Annotated in this window: 16 protein-coding genes; 5 read left to right on the top strand and 11 right to left on the bottom strand. The window is 73.6% G+C overall.

The annotated features are described in order from the left end of the window. Positions 1-3: 3 nt before the first annotated feature. Together ASG36_RS09995 and ASG36_RS09990 are read right to left on the bottom strand one after the other, a co-directional pair. Positions 4-4,926, bottom strand: a complete 4,923-nt coding sequence (locus ASG36_RS09995) for an NAD-glutamate dehydrogenase (protein ID WP_082522994.1) — start codon at positions 4,924-4,926, stop codon at positions 4-6. 45 nt (positions 4,927-4,971) lie between these two features. Further along, positions 4,972-5,367, bottom strand: coding sequence for a phage holin family protein (locus tag ASG36_RS09990; protein ID WP_235494818.1), 396 nt, complete (start codon positions 5,365-5,367; stop codon positions 4,972-4,974). A 92-nt stretch (positions 5,368-5,459) separates the two neighbouring features. Between ASG36_RS09990 and ASG36_RS09985 the strand changes: the two genes are divergently transcribed. Together ASG36_RS09985 and ASG36_RS09980 are read left to right on the top strand one after the other, a co-directional pair. Beyond that, positions 5,460-5,927 carry a hypothetical protein gene (locus tag ASG36_RS09985; protein WP_055763379.1) on the top strand — a complete coding sequence of 156 codons (468 nt, stop codon included), beginning with the start codon at positions 5,460-5,462 and terminating at the stop codon, positions 5,925-5,927. Between the two features lie 38 nt (positions 5,928-5,965). Beyond that, positions 5,966-6,790, top strand: coding sequence for an alpha/beta hydrolase (locus ASG36_RS09980; RefSeq protein ID WP_055763378.1), 825 nt, complete (start codon positions 5,966-5,968; stop codon positions 6,788-6,790). Between the two features lie 147 nt (positions 6,791-6,937). Here the strand turns inward: ASG36_RS09980 and ASG36_RS09975 are convergent, their stop codons facing one another. The 5 genes from ASG36_RS09975 to ASG36_RS09955 form a co-directional block, all read right to left on the bottom strand. Next, positions 6,938-8,578 (bottom strand): ABC transporter ATP-binding protein, encoded by a 1,641-nt coding sequence (locus ASG36_RS09975; protein WP_055763376.1) that lies wholly within the window; start codon positions 8,576-8,578, stop codon positions 6,938-6,940. A gap of 1 nt (position 8,579) precedes the next feature. Beyond that, complete coding sequence (locus ASG36_RS09970; RefSeq protein ID WP_157498752.1) at positions 8,580-9,494, bottom strand: ABC transporter permease; 915 nt, start codon at positions 9,492-9,494, stop codon at positions 8,580-8,582. Further along, positions 9,491-10,504 carry an ABC transporter permease gene (locus ASG36_RS09965; protein ID WP_055763374.1) on the bottom strand — a complete coding sequence of 338 codons (1,014 nt, stop codon included), beginning with the start codon at positions 10,502-10,504 and terminating at the stop codon, positions 9,491-9,493. Before ASG36_RS09965 ends, ASG36_RS09970 begins: the two co-directional genes overlap by 4 nt. Before the next feature lie 64 nt (positions 10,505-10,568). Beyond that, positions 10,569-12,122: an ABC transporter substrate-binding protein gene (locus ASG36_RS09960; protein ID WP_055763372.1), complete on the bottom strand. Its 1,554-nt coding sequence runs from the start codon at positions 12,120-12,122 to the stop codon at positions 10,569-10,571. A 97-nt stretch (positions 12,123-12,219) separates the two neighbouring features. Further along, positions 12,220-13,476 carry an aminotransferase class III-fold pyridoxal phosphate-dependent enzyme gene (locus ASG36_RS09955; protein WP_200944425.1) on the bottom strand — a complete coding sequence of 419 codons (1,257 nt, stop codon included), beginning with the start codon at positions 13,474-13,476 and terminating at the stop codon, positions 12,220-12,222. 157 nt (positions 13,477-13,633) lie between these two features. On the opposite strand from ASG36_RS09955, the gene ASG36_RS09950 reads away from it, so the two are divergent. Next, on the top strand, positions 13,634-14,248 hold the full coding sequence (locus ASG36_RS09950) for a TetR/AcrR family transcriptional regulator (protein WP_055763370.1): 615 nt from the start codon (positions 13,634-13,636) through the stop codon (positions 14,246-14,248). On the opposite strand, the gene ASG36_RS09945 is transcribed toward ASG36_RS09950, so the two are convergent. After that, the gene (locus tag ASG36_RS09945; RefSeq protein WP_235494816.1) at positions 14,214-15,944 is read right to left on the bottom strand and encodes an NAD(P)/FAD-dependent oxidoreductase; all 1,731 of its coding nucleotides are present in this window, start codon (positions 15,942-15,944) and stop codon (positions 14,214-14,216) included. The genes ASG36_RS09950 and ASG36_RS09945 overlap by 35 nt on opposite strands. Before the next feature lie 52 nt (positions 15,945-15,996). Here ASG36_RS09945 and ASG36_RS09940 point away from each other — a divergent pair, with 52 nt between their 5' ends. Together ASG36_RS09940 and ASG36_RS09935 are read left to right on the top strand one after the other, a co-directional pair. After that, complete coding sequence (locus tag ASG36_RS09940) at positions 15,997-16,650, top strand: class II aldolase/adducin family protein (RefSeq protein ID WP_055763367.1); 654 nt, start codon at positions 15,997-15,999, stop codon at positions 16,648-16,650. Next, on the top strand, positions 16,647-17,621 hold the full coding sequence (locus ASG36_RS09935) for a carbohydrate kinase family protein (RefSeq protein ID WP_055763365.1): 975 nt from the start codon (positions 16,647-16,649) through the stop codon (positions 17,619-17,621). The genes ASG36_RS09940 and ASG36_RS09935 overlap by 4 nt, the downstream gene beginning before the upstream one ends. On the opposite strand, the gene ASG36_RS09930 is transcribed toward ASG36_RS09935, so the two are convergent. From ASG36_RS09930 to ASG36_RS09920, 3 genes are read right to left on the bottom strand one after another with little or no spacing between them, the layout of a single operon-like run. Next, positions 17,604-18,521: an AEC family transporter gene (locus ASG36_RS09930; RefSeq protein WP_055763362.1), complete on the bottom strand. Its 918-nt coding sequence runs from the start codon at positions 18,519-18,521 to the stop codon at positions 17,604-17,606. The genes ASG36_RS09935 and ASG36_RS09930 overlap by 18 nt on opposite strands. 43 nt (positions 18,522-18,564) lie before the next feature. Further along, positions 18,565-19,539, bottom strand: coding sequence for a hypothetical protein (locus ASG36_RS09925; RefSeq protein WP_055763358.1), 975 nt, complete (start codon positions 19,537-19,539; stop codon positions 18,565-18,567). After that, a complete protein-coding gene (locus tag ASG36_RS09920) occupies positions 19,536-20,051 on the bottom strand; it encodes a SigE family RNA polymerase sigma factor (RefSeq protein ID WP_055763355.1) in 516 nt (171 codons plus the stop codon). Before ASG36_RS09920 ends, ASG36_RS09925 begins: the two co-directional genes overlap by 4 nt. Positions 20,052-20,143: the final 92 nt, after the last annotated feature.

Raw genomic sequence — 20,143 nt, 5'->3', positions numbered from 1 at the left:
CCCTCAGCCGCGCCGCAGCCCCCGCAGGGTCCGGACGGCGACGACGAGCTCGGCCAGCTCGTGCGCGTCCCCGGCGGCCAGCTCGGCCAGCTGGGTGGCCGCCCGGCGCTGACCGGTGTCCCAGCGGTCCACCCACCGGGCCACCAGCACGTCCGCGCCGTCGTCGTCGGCCGACCGCGTCCGCAGCACCTCCCCGGTGAGCGCGGTCTGCTCGGCGGTCAGGTCGTCGCGCAGCGAGGCCCGGGCCATCGCCGGCCAGCGCCGGTCGCGGGGGAGCGCGGTGACCAGCTCGCGCAGCGGGACCAGGTCCAACCGCTCGGCCAGGCACTGCCAGACCCGCCCGGCCAGCGCGATCGGCGCCCCGGTGTCCTCGGCGACGACCGCGAGGTCCAGCGCGGCGGGCAGCAGCCCGGCCGCGGCGACCTCGGCTGCCAGCTCCGGGGGCACCCCGGCCGACCGCAGCTCGGCGGCCCGGTCGGCGTAGGCACCGGCGTCGGCGCCCAGCAGCCACTCCGGCAGGTCCCGGGCCACCGCGGCCACGGCGTCGGCGAACCGGGCGGTGACGGTGCCGATCGAGGGCGCGGGCTCGGCGGCGAGCTCGGGCACCCGCAGCAGCCAGCGGCTGGCCCGCTCGGCCAGCCGGGTGGCCTCGGTGCGCAGCTGCACCTGGGTGGCGGCCGGCACCCGGTTGTCCAGGGCGCGGGCGGCGTCCCACAGCCGGTCGACACCGAACACCCGGCGGGCCACGGTGTGCGCGCGGACGACGGCGACCAGCGGGGCGCCGGTCTCCTCGGCCAGCCGGAACAGCCCGGTCACCCCTGCGGTGTTGACCGCCCGGTTCGTCAGCGCGGTCGCGGTGATCTCCCGGCGCAGCGGGTGTGCTGCGACGGCCTCGGGGAAGCGACGCAGCAGCTCGCCCGGCACGTAGTCGGTGAGCAGGTCGGCCAACGCGGGGTCGTCGGGCAGCGTGGAGTGCAGCACCGCGTCATCCACCTCGAGCTTGGCGTAGGCCAGCAGCACCGAGAGCTCCGGTGAGGTGAGGGCGGCGCCGTCCCGCCGTCGTTCGCTCAGGGCCCGCTCGTCGGGCAGCGCCTCGACCGCCCGGTCCAGCCGGCCCGAGCGCTCCAGCGCGCGGAGGAACCGGCTGTGCGCGTCGAGCAGGCTGCGCGCGGCGCTGGACTCCCCGGCCAGGGTGGAGTTCTGGTCGTGGTTGTCGGTGAGCACCTGCGCGGCGACCTCGTCGGTCATCGAGGCGAGCAGAGCTGCGCGGCCCGCGGGGTCGAGCCGGCCGTCGTCCACCACGCGGTTGAGCGCGATCTTGATGTTGACCTCGTGGTCGGAGGTGTCCACGCCGGCGGAGTTGTCGATCGCGTCGGTGTTCACCCGGCCGCCGGACAGCGCGTACTCCACGCGTCCGCGCTGGGTCAGGCCCAGGTTGCCGCCCTCGCCCACCACCCGGACCCGCAGCTCCCGGCCGTCCACCCGCACCGCGTCGTTGGCCTTGTCCCCGACGTCGAGGTGGCTCTCGGTCTCGGCCTTCACGTAGGTGCCGATGCCGCCGTTGAACAGCAGGTCCACCGGGGCCAGCAGCACCGCGCGCACCAGCTCGGCGGGGGTCAGGTGCTCCACCTCGGCGTCCAGGCCCAGCGCCTCGCGCATCGGCTCGCTGACCGGCACCGACTTCGCCGTCCGCGGCCAGATGCCGCCCCCGGCGCTGATCAGCGAGCGCTCGTAGTCCGCCCACGACGAGCGGGGCAGCTCGAAGAGCCGCTTCCGCTCCGCGAACGACGTCGCGGCGTCCGGGGTGGGGTCGACGAACACGTGCCGGTGGTCGAAGGCGGCCACCAGCCGCAGCTGCTCGCTGAGCAGCATGCCGTTGCCGAAGACGTCGCCGCTCATGTCGCCGACGCCGACGACGGTGACCTCCTGGCTCTGCACGTCGATGCCGAGCTCGCGGAAGTGCCGGGCCACGGACTCCCAGGCGCCGCGGGCGGTGATGCCCATCGCCTTGTGGTCGTAGCCGACCGAGCCGCCCGAGGCGAACGCGTCGCCCAGCCAGAAGCCGCGCTCCAGGCTGATCGAGTTGGCCAGGTCGGAGAACGTCGCCGTCCCCTTGTCGGCCGCGACCACCAGGTAGGTGTCCTCGGCGTCGTGCCGCACCACCCGGTCCGGGTGCACCACGGCGCCGTCCACCACGTCGTCGGTGAGGGTGAGCAGCGCGCCGATGAACAGCCGGTAGCAGGCCTGGCCCTCGGTCAGCACGGCCTCGCGGGACCCGTCGGCCGGGGGCCGCAGGACGACGAAGCCGCCCTTGGCGCCGGTCGGCACGATCACCGTGTTCTTCACCGTCTGCGCCTTGACCAGGCCGAGCACCTCGGTGCGCAGGTCCTCCCGGCGGTCGGACCACCGCAACCCGCCGCGGGCCACCGCGCCGAAGCGCAGGTGGACGCCCAGCACCCGTGGGCTGGACACCCACACCTCGCGGGCCGGCCGCGGCTCGGGCAGGTCCGGGACGGCGTGCGGGTCGAGCTTGACCGCCAACGGGGTGCCGTCGGTGAACGCCCCGTCGACGTAGGCAGTCGTCCGCGTCGTGGCCCGGACGGCGGCGACCAGCGAGGTGAGCACCCGGTCGGCGTCGAGGGACTCGACCTCGCCGATCCGCGCGGTCAGCCGCTCGACCAGCGCCCGTTCGTCGGCGGCCCGGTCGCCGGTGTGGTCGGGGTCCAAGCGCAGCGCGAACAGGTCGACCACCCCGGACACGACGTCGGGGTGCGCGGCCAGCGCCGTCTCCACGTAGCGCGAGCCGAACGGCAGCCCGCCCTGGCGCAGCCACTGCACGTACGCCCGGACGACGGCGACCTGCTGCCAGGTCAGCCCGGCGACCAGCACCAGCGCGCCCAGCCCGTCGTCCTCGGCGTCCCCGCGCCAGACCGCGGACACCGCGTCGGTGAACCGGCGGGGGAGGGAGTCCAGCGCGGGCAGCGGGCCGGTGGGGGTGCTGAGGCCGAAGTCGTAGACCCAGGCCAGCGGGGCCCCGATCCGGTCGATCTCGTAGGGGCGCTCGTCGACCACGCTGACGCCCAGGTGCTGCAGCACCGGCAGCACGTCGGACAGCAGCAGCTTCTCCCCGACCCGGAAGACGGTCAGCCGGCGCTCGCCGGGCGCCGCGTCGCGGGGGGTCCACAGCCGCAGCGACAGCTCACCCGCGGCGAGGGAGTCCAGCCGGTCGAGGTCGGCGACGGCCGTGGAGGCCGGGAAGTCCTCCTGGTAGGCGGCCGGGAAGGCGTCGGCGACCTGGGCCAGCCGGCGTTCGGCGTCGGCGCCGTGCTCGGCGACCAGCACGTCGGCCAGGTCGTCGGTCCAGCTGCGGGCGACCGCGGCCAGGGCCCGCTCGAGCTCCCCGGCGTCCACCGGCGGCAGCCCGGTCGCGCCGCGCTTGCCCACCGGCACCCGGACGACGAAGTGCAGCCGGGTGAGCACCGACTCCGTGGAGCGGGCGGTGTACTCGACGCTGGTGCCGCCCAGGTGCTCCAGCAGCAGCTTCTGCATCGCCAGCCGCACCTCGGTCGTGTACCGGTCGCGCGGCAGGTAGACCAGCGCGGAGAAGAACCGCCCGAGCGGGTCGCGGCGCAGGAAGAGCCGGGTCTGCCGGCGCTCGCGCAGGTGCAGCACGGCCAGCGCGACGGGCAGCAGCTGGTCCACGTCGACCTGCAGCAGCTCGTCGCGCGGGTAGGTCTCCAGGACGTCGAGCAGCTCCTTGCCGGTGTGGCTGTCGGCCTCCACCCCGGAGCGGGCCAGCACCGCGGCGGCGGTCTGCCGGACCAGCGGCACCTCGGTGACGCTCGCGGTGTAGGCACCGGTGGGGAAGAGCCCGACCACCCGGTGCTGCCGACCGCTGGTGCCCTGCGGGCCGGGCAGGGTGACGGCGACGACGTCCAGCCAGGCCGGCCGGTGCACGGTGGAGCGGACGTCGGCCTTGGTGACGACGACCCGCCGGCCCACCGCGTCACGGGCCGCGGCGGCCACCGGGACGACGGGGGTGGACATGTCGGTGTCGCTGCGCAGCACGCCCAGGCCCGAGCCGGGGACGGCGGCCGTCGCGAGGGCGCCGTCCTCGCCGGTGACGAGGTCGACGTCGCGGGCACCGAGGAAGACGAAGTTGCCGTCGGTCATCCAGCGGAGCAGCGCGGCGGCCTCGCGGGCGTCGTCGTCGCCGTCCTCCTCGAGGAAGTGGGCGAGGTCCAGGGCGCGGTCGCGCAGCTTGCCGGTGTCCTCGTGCACCCCGCGCACGTCGGCGAGCACGGTGCGCAGCCCGGCGACCAGGTCCTCGGCCGCCTCGTCGTCCACCGAGCCGGCCAGCACCACGGCCATCCAGGACTCGGCGAGGGCGTCGGTGCCGCAGCTGGCGACGTCGCCGCTGTCGCAGAAGGCGAGCAGCCCCCCGGTCACGTCGCGGCGGACGACGACCACCGGGTGCACCACGTGCTCGAGGCCGACCTTCTGCCGGACCACCTCGGCGGTGACCGAGTCGACCAGGTACGGCATGTCGTCGGTGACCACCCGGAGCACCGCGGGCCCGTCGGCCGGGCGGTCCAGGGCGACGGTGGCCGACCCCTGCGGGCGCACCTCGGCCAGCCGCAGGTGGTCCAGGGCGAGGGCGACGAGCTCGGCGGGGTCGTGCCCGACCACCTCGGCGGCCGGCTCCCCGCGGTAGTAGCGGTGCACCAGGGCCGGGACGTCGGCCACGGTCAGCCCGGCCGGCAGCGGCCCGACCTCGCTGGCGGCCAGCACCGCGGCCCGGTCGAGGATCTGCTCCTTCTCCGCGCGGGCCGCCTCCAGCGCGGCGAGGTCCGCCGGCCGGGCGGCGCCGGGCGGTCCGCTCGTCCCGCGGTCGCTGGGGACGGCGGACGGTGCGGGGTGGGGCATGGCCCCGACGCTAGTGCGAGCGCGTGGCGGCCGTCACCAGGCGCGTCAGGCCTTCACCTTCAGCGGCAGGATCAGCTCCGCGATCCAGCTGAAGAGGGCGATGAGGAAGCCGCCCACGATCGCTGTCCAGAAGCCGTCGACCTGCAGCCGGTCCGACACCGCCGCGGTGATGCCGAGCATGGCCGCGTTCACGACCAGCAGGAACAGCCCCAGCGTGAGCACCACGAACGGCAGGCTGAGCAGCCGCACCACCGGGCCGACGATCGAGTTGACGACGGCGAAGAGCAGGGCGACCCAGAGGAATGTCCCGGTCTCCCCGAACGTGCCGTCGGGGTTGCCGACGACGGTGATGCCGGTGACCAGCTGGGTGACCACGTAGATGATCCCGGCCAGGACGACGACACGGAGCGCGAACCTCACGACGGACGACACGCCGGTCATGGTGGCAGAGGCCCTCTCCATCGGTCCCTCTACGACTCTCTGCGCGTGGTCGCTAGACAGCCGTAGACGGAACTCGAGAGCACACTCCCCGGGTGCCGTCCGACGACGTCGTCCTCGACCTGGGCGTCCCCCGCCATGAGCTCCTCGGCTGGACGGTCCTCGTCCTGCTCGTCGCCAGCGGCGGCCTGGGCGCTCTCGTCACCGGCCGGGGCGCGGTGGCTGTCGGCTGTCTCGTCGTCGTCGCGGCGGTCGTCGCGCTCGTCGGCCCTGCGGTGGTGGGCCGCGTCGTGGCGTACCCGGCCGGGCACCTCACGATCCGTTCCCCACTGGGGACGGCCCGCTGGGAGATGGAGGACGTCGAGGACGTCGTCGTCGCCCCGGCCGCGCGCTCGGAGGGGAGCAGCATCCCGCCCCCTCTCTGGGGCATCGAGCTCGTGACGACCTCCGGGGTGGACGTGCCACTGCCCAGCACCCGGGTGCTGCCGCTGCCCGCGTTGCGTCGCCGGTTGGACCGACAGGCAGCGGCCCTGCGCGCCTGGCTGGACGCGGGACCGGCCTGAGCCTCCCGGCTGTCGCTCCACGGCCGTAGCCTCCGCGCGTGACCACGCACACGGAGGGACACCTCTCGACCGGGCAGTTCTGGCAGTCCTGGACGCCGGAGGCAGAGGTGACCGGGGTGGTCGTGCTGGTGCACGGGCTGCACGAGCACGGCGGCCGGTACGCCCACGTCGCCGAGCGCCTGGCCCGGGCCGGCTACGCCACCTCGGCCCCCGACCACCCGGGGCACGGCCGCTCGCCCGGGAGCCGGGGGAACATCGGCTCGATGGCCGCCACGGTGGCCGGGGTGGACGAGGTCGTCCGGCGGGCCGTCGAGGCGCACCCCGGCGTCCCGCTGTTCGTCTACGGGCACAGCATGGGCGGGCTCGTCGCCGCGCAGTACCTCACCGGCCGGCCCTCGGTCGCCGTCCGCGGCGCCGTGCTCTCCGCCCCCGCGCTGGACCTCTCCACCGCCAGCGGCGTGCAGCGGGCGGTCGCCCCGGTGCTGTCGCGGCTGCTGCCCGACCTCGGCGTACTGACCCTGGACGCGACCGCGGTCAGCCGCGACCCCGCCGTCGTCGCCGCGTACCAGGCCGACCCGCTGAACCGGATGGGCAAGGTCCGGGCGCGCACCGGTGCCGAGATGGTCGCGGCCACCGCCGCGATGCCCGACCGGTTGCGTTCCCTGACGATCCCGCTGCTGGTGCTGCACGGCAGCGCCGACCGGCTGGTGCCGCCTGCAGCCGGCGAGCTCGTCGTGGACCGCGCCGGGTCGACCGACGTCACGCACACCGTCTACGACGGGCTGTTCCACGAGCCGCACAACGAGCCCGAGCAGGACCGGGTGCTCGACGACGTCGTGGCGTGGCTGGACGCACACCGCTGAGGCCCCCCCTGGGGGGAACACCGACCCGGCGGACGTGCTTGTCTGGAGCAGGCCGGTCCGGTGCATGCCCCCGGGCCTCACCCCCGTCGCCACGAGCGACCACTCGCCGCGAGGCGGCTGTCCGGACCGGCCCTCACTCCTCCCGGCTCACCCCGCCGGGACGACCGACGGGGAGCCCGCCTCTCCGACCGGGATCGCGTCGAGCAGGGCGCGGGTGTACGCGTGGGTCGGGTGGTGGAAGAGCTCGGCGGGGCTGCCGCTCTCCACGATCGACCCGGCCCGCATCACGTGCACGACGTGGCAGATCATCCGGACGACGGCCAGGTCGTGGCTGATGAACAGGTAGCTGAGTCCCAGCCGCCGCTGCAGGGACACCAGCAGCTCGAGGATCTGGGCCTGCACCAGCACGTCCAGCGCCGACACCGCCTCGTCCAGGACCACGACGTCGGGGTCCAGGGCCAGGGCCCGGGCGATGGCGACCCGCTGGCGCTGCCCACCGGAGAGCTCGTGCGGGTACCGGCGGGCCAGCTCGGGGTCCAGCGCGACCTGGGACAGCAGCTCGGCCACCTTCGCCCGCCGCTCCGCCGGGGTGCCGACCCCGTGCACGTCCAGGGGCTCCCGGATCGCGTCGCCCACCGTGTACCGAGAGTCCAGGGCGGCGTAGGGGTTCTGGAAGACCGGCTGCACCCGTCGGCGGAACGCGAAGAGCTCCCGGCCGCCGATGCCGGTGACCGACGTGCCCTCGAAGGCCAGCTCGCCGGCGGTGGGCTCCGCCAGCTTGAGCACCATCTTGGCGACGGTCGACTTGCCCGAACCGCTCTCCCCGACGATCCCGACCGTCGTCCCGCGGGGGATGGTGAAGGAGACGTCGTCGACGGCGGTGAACGGGGTGCGCCGGCCCAGCGCGCCGGTGCGCACCGGGTACTCCTTGCGCAGGCCGGTGACCTCGATGATCGGCTCGGCGGTGCCCTCCGGCGGGGTGACCATCGATGAGGTCGCCAGGCTGGGTGCGGCCGAGATCAGCAGCCGGGTGTAGTCGGCGGTGGGTGAGGTGAGCACGGTCTGCGCCGGGCCCTCCTCCACGACCGCGCCCTTGCGCATGACGACCACGTGGTCGGCCCGTTCGGCGGCCAGCGCGAGGTCGTGGGTGACCAGCAGGACGGCGGTGCCCATCGTCTCGGTGAGCTCGGCCAGCTGGTCCAGCACGGTCTTCTGCACCGTCACGTCCAGGGCGGACGTGGGCTCGTCGGCGATCAGGAGCTGGGGACGCAGGGCCAGGCCCATCGCGATGAGCACCCGCTGGCGCATGCCGCCGGAGAACTCGTGCGGGTACTGCGCGTAACGCCGTCCGGCGTCGGTGATGCCGACCCGCTCCAGCAGCTCGACCGCCTTCTTCTTCGCCTCCCGGCCGCGGGCCTCGCGGTGGACGGTGAACACCTCGGCGATCTGCGACCCGACCGAGCGCAGCGGGTTCAGGTTCGACATCGGGTCCTGCGGCACCAGGCCGATCTGCTTGCCCCGGACGCCGTTCATCTGGCGCTCGGACCGGGCCAGCAGGTCCACCCCGTCGAAGGTCACCGACCCCTGGGTGACCCGGCCGTTGGGGGCCAGCAGCCGGTTCACCGCGGCGGTCAGCGTGGACTTGCCCGACCCGGACTCACCCACCACGGCGACGGTCTGGCCCGCGTGCACGGTCAGGGAGGCACCGGACACGGCCTCGACGTCGCCGCGGTCGGTGCGGAAGGCGACCGACAGGTCGCGCACCTGGAGCAGGGGAGCAGTGGTCATCTCAGCGTCCTCGGTTCTTGACGTCGAACACGTCGCGCAGGCCGTCGCCCAGGAAGTTGACCGCCAGCACCACGGAGACCATCGCGATGCCGGGTCCGGCCGCGATCCACCACTGGTAAAAGTTCGCCGCGCCGTCGGTGATCATCGCGCCCCACTCGGGGGAGGGCGGCAGTGCGCCCAGGCCCAGGAAGCTCAGCGACGCGACCAGGATGATGATCGAGCCCAGGTCCATCGTGGCGTTGACCGACACCGGGGTCAGCGAGTGCGGCAGGACGTGCTTGCGCAGGACCGCCCACCGGCCCATCCCGATCGCCCGGGCCGCGAGCACGTGCTCGCGCTCCTTGATCGACAGGATCTGCCCCCGCACCAGCCGGGCGTAGATCGGCCACCAGACCGCGACGATCGCCAGGAAGGCGTTGGCCAGACCCGGCCCGAGGGCGGCCGCGACGGCCATCGCCAGCAGGATCGACGGGAACGCCATGGTGATGTCGGCGGTCCGCATGAGGACGGCGTCGACCCAGCCGCCGAAGAAGCCCGCGACCGCGCCCACCAGGCTGCCCACCAGCACCGACAGCACGATGGCCAGCACCGCGATCGGCAGCGACAGGCGCGCCCCGTGCAGCACGCGCGAGAACACGTCGCGGCCCAGGGAGTCGGTGCCGAAGAGGTGCTCGCCCGACGGCGGGAGCAGCCGGCCGCCGGAGGAGGAGAACGGGTCGTGCGGGGCCAGCACGCCGGCGAGGGCGATGACCAGCAGCCACACCAGGACGACGACGGCGCCGACGACGATCTGCGGCCGGGCGAAGCGCCGCAGCCGGGCCCGGAACGGGAGCTTCTCGTCGTCGAGCGGGGCCTGGGGGAGGGCGGTGCCGCCGAACGGGCCGGCCTCCGCGAGCGGGCCTGCGGTGATGGTCATGAGAGCCGCACCCTGGGGTCGATGGTCGCGTAGGCGATGTCGGTGAGCAGGTTGCCGAGCAGGAAGAGCACGCCACCGACCAGACAGACGCCGGTGATGGCCGGGAAGTCCAGCCCCCGGGAGGACTCGACGGCGTAGGTGCCGATGCCGTTCCAGGAGAAGATCGTCTCGATCAGCACCGCGCCCATGATCAGGAGCCCGACCGAGACGCCGATCAGGGTGACCACCGGGGTGATGGCGTTCTTCAGCACGTGCCGGTTGAGCACCTGGCCGCGGGCCATGCCCTTGGCCCGAGCGGTCCGGACGTAGTCCGCGCCCTGCTCCTCCAGCATCTGGGAGCGCACCAGCCGGATCACCGTGCCCAGCAGCGCCAGGCTCATGATGAACGCGGGCATCAGCAGGTGCGCGAACGCGTCGGTGAACAGCGGCCAGTCCCCGGTCAGCAGCGAGTCCACGGTGTAGAAGCCGGTGACGTCGGGGGGCGGGATGACCCGGGCGGAGAGCCGGCCCGGGCTGGGCGCGATGCCCAGGGTCGCGTAGAAGACGAACAGGAAGACCAGCCCGACCCAGAACACCGGCAGCGAGGAACCGGCCAGCGCGGCGACCCGCAGGACGCCGTCGGCGACCCTGCCCTGGGTGCGGGCGGCGATCACGCCGCCCACGGTGCCCAGCACGACGGCGATGACCAGCGCGGTGAACGCCAGCTCCAGGGTGGCCGGCAACCGGGCCCCGAGGTCGTCCAGCACCGGGGACTTGGTGCGGAACGAGGTGCCCAGGTCACCACGTACCAGGTTGGTCAGGTACACCCAGTACTGCTCGGCCAGGCTCTTGTCCAGGCCCCACCGGCGGGTGGCCGCGGCCACGACGTCGGGGTTGCCCAGGTTGCGCTCGCCCACGATGGTGACCAGCGGGTTGCTGGAGACCGAGCGGGACAGGAAGAACGCGATGGTCACGATGCCCCACAGCAGCAGGGGGATCAGGGCCAGGCGCCGGAGGGTGAAGCGGAGCACGGGCTGCCTCCTGGGTCGGGGGGATCGGGTCCCCGGGGGCGGTCACCCGCCCCCGGGGCCGGACTCAGTCGGTGAAGGAGAGCCTGGTCAGGTCGAGGTTGCGGGTGATGTCGTAGTTGTTGCCCTGGAGGTCGGCCGAGCTGGCCAGGATGTAGCTCGGGTTCACGATCGGCAGGATGATCGCGTCGTCGTACATCAGCTGGCCCAGCTCGGTGTAGGTCGCCGTCCGCTCGTCACCGGACTGCGCCAGGGCCGCCGCCACCAGGTCGTTCTCCTCCGGGCTGACCGGCATCCGGGCCCGGCCGGCCCAGACCGAGCCGTCGATCAGCGAGAAGTACTGGAAGTACTGGACGGTGTCGGGGTGGTCGGGCGCGAAGTAGATCGCGGTCACCGGGTAGCCGGTGCTGTCGATCTGCTCGCCCCAGGTGGAGAAGTCCACCGGCGCCAGGTTCAGCGTCACGCCGACCTCGGCCAGGCTCTGCTGGATCGACTGCATCTCGGTGTTGGAGCTGACGCCGTAGGCCGAGAACGTCGGGTACGTGGCGTCGAGGGTCAGCCCGTCGGGGTAGCCGGCCTCGGCCAGGAGCGCGCGGGCGCCGTCCGGGTCGAAGTCGGGGATCGGCAGGTCCTCGCTGCCCTCGAAGCCGTTCGGGATGCCGGTGGACTGGCGCTCGCCGTTGCCGGCCAGCGTGGCGTCGATGACGGTGTCGTAGTCGATGCCCATCCGGATGGCGTCGCGCACCCGGACGTCCTGCAGGGCCTCCCCGCCGGCCACGCCGGGGGACAGCGCCAGGTACAGGAAGTTGTAGGAGGGGACGACGTCGGTGGTCAGCGACGAGTCGGACTCGATCTGGTCCAGGGAGTCGAAGCTGATCTGCATGGCCAGGTCGATGTCGCCCTGCTGCAGCTGCTGCAGCTGCGCCGAGGCGTCGGTGACCTCCTTGATCGTGACGCTGGAGAAGTTCGGCTCCTCGCCCCAGTAGGAGTCGTTGGCCGACAGCACGATCTCCGAGCCCTCGGAGTAGGAGTCCAGGACGTACTGACCGGAGCCGGCCGAGTTCTCCAGGAACCACTGCTCGGCGGTGTCGCTGCTGGCCGCGTCGGCGTCGGCGGTCGCGCCGTTCTCGGCCGCGACGTCGGAGTTGACCACGCCCATGTAAGACGCCGAGGCGATGTTCAGGAAGGCCGAATTCGGCGCCGCCGACGTGACGACGACGGTGCGGTCCCCGGTGGCCTCCACACCGGTGATGCCCTGCATGAAGTAGCTGGGCAGGCCCTGCAGGTTCTGCACCCGCAGCCACGACCAGGCCACGTCCTTGGCCTCGACGGCCGAACCGTCGGCGAACACGGCGTCGGGGTCGATCTCGAAGGTGAACTGGGTGGAGTCCTCGTTGGCCTCCCACGACTCCGCCAGCAGCGGCTCGAGCTCGCCGTCCGGGGTGGCCCGCACGACCGTCTCGTAGACCGCGGAGTTGTAGATCTGGCACGTGTCGCAGAGCGACCGGGAGATGTCCAGGGAGTTCACGTCCATCGCCCGGCCGATGATGATCCCGGTCCGGTCGGTGGTGGCCGGCCCGGTCGAGGAGCACGCCGCCAGGGACGTCGCGGCCAGGACCACGACCCCTGCCCGTACTGCGGTTCGTCGACGGTGCGGTGCACTCGGGCGGGCGCTGCTCATGGGTCTCCTCTGCCGTGCCGGGTGGGGGTGGGGTGGGTCAGACGTCGAGCGAGGCGAGCTCGTCGAAGGCGTCCTGGGTGCGCAGCAGCGCCTCGTCGACGACGTCGTCGGTGTGGGCCGTGGAGAGGAACATGTTGTGCCAGGGGTGCAGCAGCACCCCGCGCCTGATCGCGGCGTCGGTGAAGGCGAAGGCACGCTTCTTGTGCACGTCGTCGGCGAACACCAGCAGCGGCATCTGGGTGGGTCCGGTGAGCTGCAGCGGCCGCCCGGCGGCGATCGACTGGGCCTCCAGCCCGGCCTTGAACCGGTCGCCGGCCGACCGGGTGAGGCCCGGGGCGTCCAGCGCGACGGCCTCCCCGACGGTGGCGATGCCGGCCGCCATGGGCACCGCGGAGTACCAGAAGGACCCGGTCACGTAGACCTCGGACGCAGCGGCGCTCAACGCATCGGTGCCGACCAGGGCCGCGATCGGGTAGCCGTTGCCCAGCGCCTTGGAGAAGGCGGTGAGGTCCGGGCGGATGCCCAGGGACTCCCAGGCACCCCGGACGTCGAGCCGGAAGCCGGTGCGCACCTCGTCGAGCACCAGCGCCGCGCCCTCGGCGGTGGCCAGCTCCCGGGCGGCCCGGGCGAAGGCCGGGTCCACCAGCTCCTGCGGGACGAAGGCGTCGTGCCGGAACGGGGTCACGATGATCGCGGCGACGTCCCCGGCGTGGGCGTCGACGGCCGCCCGCAGCGAGGCGACGTCGTTGTACTCGAACTCGACGATGTTGGCCCGGTCCTCGGCCGTGACCCCGACCGCCCGAGGGGTGAACCAGTCGTTCGCGCCGTGGTAGGCGACCGCGGCCTTGAGGAACTTGCTCTTGCCGGTGGCGGCCCGGGCGATCCGGATGGCCGTCGAGGTGGCGTCGGTGCCGTTCTTGGCGAACACCGCCCAGTCGGCGTGCGCCACGGTGTCGGTCAGCAGCTCGGCGAACTCCACCATCCGGGCCGAGGGGCCGGTGAGCGTGTCACCGAGGGCCTGCTGGGCGGCCGCGGCGGCGTCCACCCGGGGGTTGCGGTGCCCCAGCAGCATCGGCCCGAAGGCACACATGAAGTCGATGTAGCGGTTGCCGTCGACGTCCCAGGTCAGGGCGCCCTCACCGCGTGCGTAGAACTGCGGGAAGGAGGGCGGCATCGTGTGCTCGTTGGCCGTCATGTGGCCGTACATGCCGCCTGGGATCACCCGGGCGGCCCGGGCCCGCAGCTCGGCGTCCAGCGTCCGGGACACGGTGAGGCGTTCTTCGGCGAGAGTCACGAGGGGGCCTCCTGGGAGCGGGGTGCGAGCACGTCCGACTATTTATGTCGGATGTTCGAGATAAGTTAGGGTCCGGCTACGCTGCTGTAAAGGGTTCGGCGCCTGTTTCTCGTGACCCAGCTCACCCGTCGGCCACCAGCCGTCACCGAGGAGTCCCGTGCCCAAGATCGTCGACCACGCCGAGCGTCGGCGGGAGGTCCTCGACGCCACGTGGCGGGTCATCGCCCGGACCGGACTGGACTCCGCGACCACCCGGGCGATCGCCGAGGAGGCCGGCTACTCCATCGGCGTGCTCACGCACTACTTCAGCGACAAGCAGGACATCCTGGTCTCCGCGCACCGGCTGGCCTTCGCCCGGGCGCGCGACCGCATCCTCGCCGCCACCCGGGAGACCACCGGCATCGCGGCCCTGCGCCTGGCCCTGCTGGAGGCCCTCCCGCTGGACGCCGAGCGGTTCGTGGAGGCGCAGGTCGACGTGAGCTTCCTCGGCCAGTCGGTCGGGAACGCCCACCTGCGGGGCATCCGGAGCGCCACCTACGAGGGCTCCCGGCGGCTGTGGCGGTCCTTCCTGGACCAGGCCGACGCCGGCGGTGAGCTGGGCCCCGACGCCGACCTCGCACTCCTCGTCGACGACGTCGTCTGCCTGGTCGACTCGCTGTCGATCCAGGCGATCGTCGACCCCGACCACATGACCGCCGACCACCAGGTCGTGCTCGTCGACCGGTTCCTGGCGCGGGTCAGCGCCGGTGGTGCACCGGCGCCCGCTCGCTGACCGGGGTCGGGATGCCCGCGTACCGGGCGGCCAGCTGCAGGGCCAGGTACAGCGAGTAGTGCCGCGACTGGGACAGGTTCCCGGCGTGGAACCACAGCTGGGGGACGGCGGTCGGCTTCCACACGTTGCGCAGCTCGCCCTCCCAGGGCCCCGGGTCGCCCGTCGTCCCCGAGCCCGTGCCCCAGACCCGGCCCACCCGGTCGGCGGTGTCCTGGTCGACGAGGTCGGCGACCCAGCCGTTCATCGGGTCGTACCCGGTGGCGTGGACGACGAGGTCGGCCGGCAGCTCGGTGCCGTCCTCCAGCACGACGGCGTCCTCGGTGAGCTCGCGGACCTGCCCGCGGGCCAGCCGCACCGAGCCGTCGGCGATCAGCTCGGAGGCGCCCACGTCGATGTAGTAGCCCGAGCCCCGACGCAGGTACTTCAGCAGCATGCCGGTGTCGTCCTCGCCGAAGTCCAGCGCGAAGCCGACAGCCTCCAACCGCGCGTAGAAGTCGGCGTCCTGCACCCGGATGCGGTCGTAGACCGGCTTCTGGAAGCGGCCCAGCAGCGCCAGCGGCACCGACGCCAGCGTCAGGTCCGCCTGCATCGTGGTCACCCCGGCGGCCAGCGCCTCCTCGGAGTACGTCCCGGCCATCGACTGCAGCACTGCCTCGCTGCGGACGACGAGGGTGGAGCTGCGCTGGACCATCGTGACGTCGGCGCCGTTCTCCCACAGCGCCGCGCAGATGTCGTGCGCGGAGTTGTTCGACCCGACCACCACCACCCGTCGTCCGTCGTGCGCGCCGGAGCCGTCGTGCTCGGAGGAGTGCCGCTGCTCCCCGCGGAAGCGGTCCGCGCCGGGGAAGACCGGCACCCGGGGCTTGCCGCTCATGCCGGTGGCGAAGACCAGCTGGACCGGGTGGACGCTGAGCTCCTCGCCGTCCCGCTCCAGCACCACGTCCCAGCGTCCGGCGGTGTCGTCGAAGGACGCGGAGCGGACGGTGGTGGCCGACCGGTAGTCGATCTCCATCACCCGCACGTACACCTCCAGCCAGTCGGCGATGGCGTCCTTGGGGGCGAAGACCGGCCAGGTGGGCGGGAAGGGGAGGTAGGGCAGGTGGTCGTACCAGACCGGGTCGTGCAGGCGCAGGGACTCGTACCGGCTGCGCCACTGGTCACCCGGCCGGCCGTGCCGGTCCACCACCACCGCCGGGACGCCGAGTGCCTTGAGCCGAGCACCCAGCGCGATGCCGCCCTGCCCGCCGCCGATCACCAGCACGTACGGCTCGGCCGTCCCCGGTCCTGGGCGGGGCTCGGTGCCGCGGGGACGGCGGGTGCCGGTCGCCTCCTCGTGGCCGGTGAGCTCGAACAGCGTGGTGAGCAGCGTCCACGCCCGGCCGTCGGTCAGCCGCAGGTGCCCGCGACCGCGGCCCACCGAGGTCTCGAACTCGATCCACGCCTCCTCGAGGGCCCCGTTGCGCGTGGGCGACGTGCCCGCGGACACCCGGAAGCCGGTGGGGTCCACCCGGTCCAGCACCTCGACCAGCCGGGCCCGGACGGCGTCACGACCCTCGGCGGTGGCGATGTTCCACGTGAAGGCGACGAGGTCCCGCCAGAAGCACTCCGGGGCGAACAGGTCCACGACCGCGCCGACGTCCCGGGCGGTGAGCGCGTCCTGGAAGCGGGCCAGCCAGGACTGCAGGTCGTCGGACACGAGCGCCTCCGCGGGTCTTTTCCATGTCGGTCGTTCGATATACGTTAGGGCGATGGAGCCCGTCCCACCAGGTGCCGACGTCCAGCGCGCCCGCCAGGCCGTGGCCGAGGGCGGACGACGGCTGATCAGCGAGGGCCTGGTCACCGGGACCGCCGGCAACGTCAGCATCCGGGTCGGTGACCTGGTCGCGGTGTCACCGTCCTCGGTGCCCTACGACGAGGTCGGACCCGACGAGGTCTGCGTGGTCGACCTGCAGGGCCAGGTGGTGGCCGGCAGCCTCCGCCCGTCCACCGAGACCGGGCTGCACCTGTCGGTCTACGCGGCCACCGACGCCGGCGCGATCGTGCACCACCACGGCCTGCGCAGCGTCGCCGTCTCCACCGTCGTGGACGTGCTCCCGCCCCTGCACTACTACGCCGTCCGGCTCGGGGGCGCCCCGCGCGTCGCGCCGTACCACCGCTACGGGACGCCGGAGCTCGCCGCCGCCGTGACCGGGGCCCTGCAGGACCGCACCGCCGCGCTGATGCAGAACCACGGTGCCGTGACGTACGGCGCCGACCTGGACCAGGCCTTCGAGCGGGCCCACCTGCTCGAGTGGCTCTGCGAGCTGTTCGGCGAGGCCAGCGCACTGGGCCGCCCGCGGGTGCTCACCGACGACGAGCTCGCCGAGGTCGCCGCTGCCGCCTACGGAGGGACCCCCCGATGACCCACGTCGTCTGCATCGGCCCGCACATCGTCGACGTGCTGGTCCGCCCGGTCACCGAGATCCCGCCCGGACAGGGCGGGGTGCTGATCGAGGACGCACGGATCACCGCGGCCGGGACCGCCGCCGGGACCTCGGTGGACCTGGCCAAGCTCGGCGCCCGGGTGACCTCGATCGGGGCCATCGGGTCGGACTCCCTGGGGCGGCTGCTCGGCATGCTGCTGGCCGACCACGGGGTCGAGACGGACCGGTTGGTCACCCGCGAGGGCGGCCGGACGTCGACGACGATCCTGCCGATCCGGCCCAACGGCGAGCGACCCACGATGCACCTGCCCGGGGTCACCGCGACGCTGACCGCCGACGACGTGGACCTCGACCTGGTCGCCCGTGCCGACGTGCTGCACCTGGGCGGACCCGACGTCCTCGGCCCGTTCGCCACCGAGGTCGCACCGGGTCTGCTCCGGCACGCCCGCGGGTCGGGCACGACCACCACCGTGGACCTGCTGCGCTCGGGCGCCGGACCGGACGTGCTGGAGCTGCTGAGGCCCCTGTGGCCCTGGGTGGACCTCTTCGTGCCCAACGACGACCAGCTGCGCTCGATGACCGGCCTCGCCGACCTCGAGGAGGCCGCCCGGGTGCTCCGGGGCCTGGGCGTGGGGACGGTCGTGGTGACCTGCGGCGCCGAGGGCTCGCTGATCGTCGGGGAGGGCCCGGCCGAGCGCGTCCCGGCCTTCACCCTCGACGTCGTGGACACCACCGGGTGCGGCGATGCCTTCACCGCCGGGCTGGTCGTGGGTCTGCAGCTCGGCTGGGACCTGCCGGTGGCCGCGCGACTGGCCACCGCCGCCGCCGCGCTGGTCGCCCAGGGCCTGGGCTCGGACGCCGGCATCGTCGACCTGCCCTCGACCCTGGCGTACTGGGCCGAGCGGGCCGACCAGGTGGGCCTCGCCCCGCCCTCAGCCCAGCAGGGCTGACACCACCAGCAGCACCGGGATCGAGCCGACGGTGCTCAGCGTGATCGACTCCCGGGCCAGGTCGACCGCGGTCCGGTAGGTGACCGCGTAGGTGAAGATGTTCTGCGCCGCGGGCAGCGCGCAGAGCACCACGACGACGAAGAGCGTCTGCGGCCCCAGCCCCAGCGCGAGCCCGAGGAGCCAGGCCACCAGCGGCATGCCGACCAGCTTGACGCCGACGGCGGTCAGCACCGGCGCCCGCTCGGCCCCGCGGCCGGGCACCGGGCTGCCGTGCAGCGAGATGCCGTAGGCCAGCAGCACCGCGGGGACGGCGAGGCCGCCCAGCAGCCCGATCGGGTCGAGCAGGAAGCCGGGCACCCGGACGTCGAAGGCGCTGACCAGCAGGCCCAACGCCGACCCGATGAGCACCGGGTTCTTCACCGGCGCCAGCAGCCGCTCCCGCAGCGTCGTCCCCGAGCCCGGGACCGCGAGGTCCAGCACCACCAGCGACGCCGGGACCAGCACGACCAGCTGGAACAGCAGCAGCGGGGCGACCGCGGTCGCGTCCCCGAGCACGTAGATCGCGATCGGGATGCCCAGGTTGGCGCTGTTGACCATGCTCGCGCTCAACGCCCCGATGGTCGTGCGCCCCAGCCCCCACCCGCACACCGCGCCGACGACGGCGAACACCGCGATGGCCGCCAGCGCCGACACCGAGGTCACCAGCAGCACGGGGGAGAAGACGTCCCCCAACTCGGCCCCGGCCAGCGTGGTGAACAGCAGCGCCGGCGTCGCGACGAGGAACGAGGCCCGGGAGAGCACCTCCTGCGCGTGCGGGCCCAACACCCCGCGCCGGCCCACGAGGTACCCGACCCCGATGACCACCCCGATGACCAGGAACCCCGCCAGCACCCCGGTCACCGGCCCATCCTCGCCCAGGCCCCCCTCCGGGGCGGCCGTCAGGTCAGCGGTAGCCGGTCCGGAGGAGGCAGGACTCGACCGCTGCGTCGTAGGCGGTTGCGTCCTGACCGGGCTGCAGCCTGTGGTCGTAGCCCTCGCCGAGCACCGAGACGTCCCACCCCAGAGGCAGCAGGCAGTCGACCATCCGCCGGCCGAACTCCGCGTCCGGCGGCGCGTCCGCCGGGGGAACTGCAGCCGGCTGGTCGCCGGGGAGAGCTGTCGAGTCGAATCGCTGGGGCGGCTGGTCGTAGACCACGGCACCGTCGCGCAGCACCTGGAAGGCGGCAACCGTGGCGGGGCTCTCCGGGGTGGGGACGACGGCCACGGCGATGCCGTCCACCGTCTGCGTCGTCCGGTAGCCGGTCTCACCCGCGCCCGCCCGGAAGCGCACCTCATCGTCGGGGGAGGCCACGACCACGACCCGACCCTGCTCGCCAGCGGTGTCCACCAGGCCCATCGGGGTGTCCGGGAAGGACCGGTCCGGCCCGGACGCACGTTGCCAGGTGATCCCGTCCTCGGGGGTGACGTCGACGAACCAGGTGGACCAGGTCTGGCCGTCGACCCGGCCCAGCACGAGGGCCCAGGCCTGGCCACCGAGGACGTCGCCGACGAACACCACCCGCCTGGTGCCCGCGGGCGGGTCCACCGCCGTCGCCGTGCCGTCGTCCCAGTCGGCGGCCAGCGCCTGCTCGACGAGCTCGGCATCCCCGGCCCACGAGCCCCGGGTGGGCACGTCGTAGAGGCCCAGGTCGGCGTCACCAGGGGCGGCGGCGACGGCGCCGTCGGCCGGCCGGACGGCGTCCAGCAGGGCCGGGGTGCCAGCCACCACCAGCGCGACCGCGACGGCCACCGCCGCCCAGCCCCGCCGGCGCCGGTCCTGGGCGCGGTGCACAGCGACCACCCGGTCGGCGGTGGCCGCGCCGTGCCCGGTGGGGGCGTCGGCGGAGAGATCGTGCAGCAGGGCGCGGACGTCGGTCACGAGGTCCTCCGGGCGTAGGGGTCGGGGTGCTCGGCGGCCTCGACACCGTCGAGGTACCGCCGCAGGGTGGCCAGGCCGCGGGCGGCGTGGGTGCTGACGGTGCTGGGGGAGCAGCCGAGGACGCGGGCGGTCTCGACCTCGGTGAGGTCCTCGAACCAGCGCAGGACGACGACCGCACGCACCCGCGGTGAGAGTTCCTGCAGTGCCGTGCGGACCAGGTCGGTGGTCGCCTGCCGGGCCTGCAGGTCCTCCCCGGCCCGGTCGGGCACGGACTCGATGACCTGCTCGGACGTCGACAGCCGCCGTCGCCAGCTGACGTGGCTGGTCACCAGGACCCGCCGGACGTAGGCCAGCGGGGAGTCCGCGCGCTGCACCCGGTCCCAGTGCCGGTGCGCCTTCACCAGCGTGGTCTGCACCAGGTCCTCGGCGTGGCCGTGGTCGCCGGTGAGCAGGTAGGCGGTGCGCAGCAGCGGGCGTTCGACCTGGACGACGAACTCGGTGAACGCGTCCACGCCGTCCCCCCTCGTCCTCGGTGTGCCCACACCCGGTTGACGCGGCGGGAGGTGCCGACACCCGACACCACCCAGGTCACGATCGGGTCACG

This window comes from Geodermatophilus sp. Leaf369 (assembly GCF_001424455.1).
GTDB lineage: Bacteria > Actinomycetota > Actinomycetes > Mycobacteriales > Geodermatophilaceae > Klenkia.
The sequence above is the reverse complement of the archived record's forward strand: the minus strand, read 5'-3'. Positions and strand labels throughout refer to the sequence as shown.

What these genes read in the sequence shown, in the direction of transcription:
- ASG36_RS09995 (WP_082522994.1), bottom strand. Translation starts at nt 4,926, where the DNA reads ATGCCCCACCCCGCACCGTCCGCCGTCCCCAGCGACCGCGGGACGAGC.
- ASG36_RS09990 (WP_235494818.1), bottom strand. Translation starts at nt 5,367, where the DNA reads ATGACCGGCGTGTCGTCCGTCGTGAGGTTCGCGCTCCGTGTCGTCGTC.
- ASG36_RS09975 (WP_055763376.1), bottom strand. Translation starts at nt 8,578, where the DNA reads ATGACCACTGCTCCCCTGCTCCAGGTGCGCGACCTGTCGGTCGCCTTC.
- ASG36_RS09970 (WP_157498752.1), bottom strand. Translation starts at nt 9,494, where the DNA reads ATGACCATCACCGCAGGCCCGCTCGCGGAGGCCGGCCCGTTCGGCGGC.
- ASG36_RS09940 (WP_055763367.1), top strand. Translation starts at nt 15,997, where the DNA reads ATGGAGCCCGTCCCACCAGGTGCCGACGTCCAGCGCGCCCGCCAGGCC.
- ASG36_RS09935 (WP_055763365.1), top strand. Translation starts at nt 16,647, where the DNA reads ATGACCCACGTCGTCTGCATCGGCCCGCACATCGTCGACGTGCTGGTC.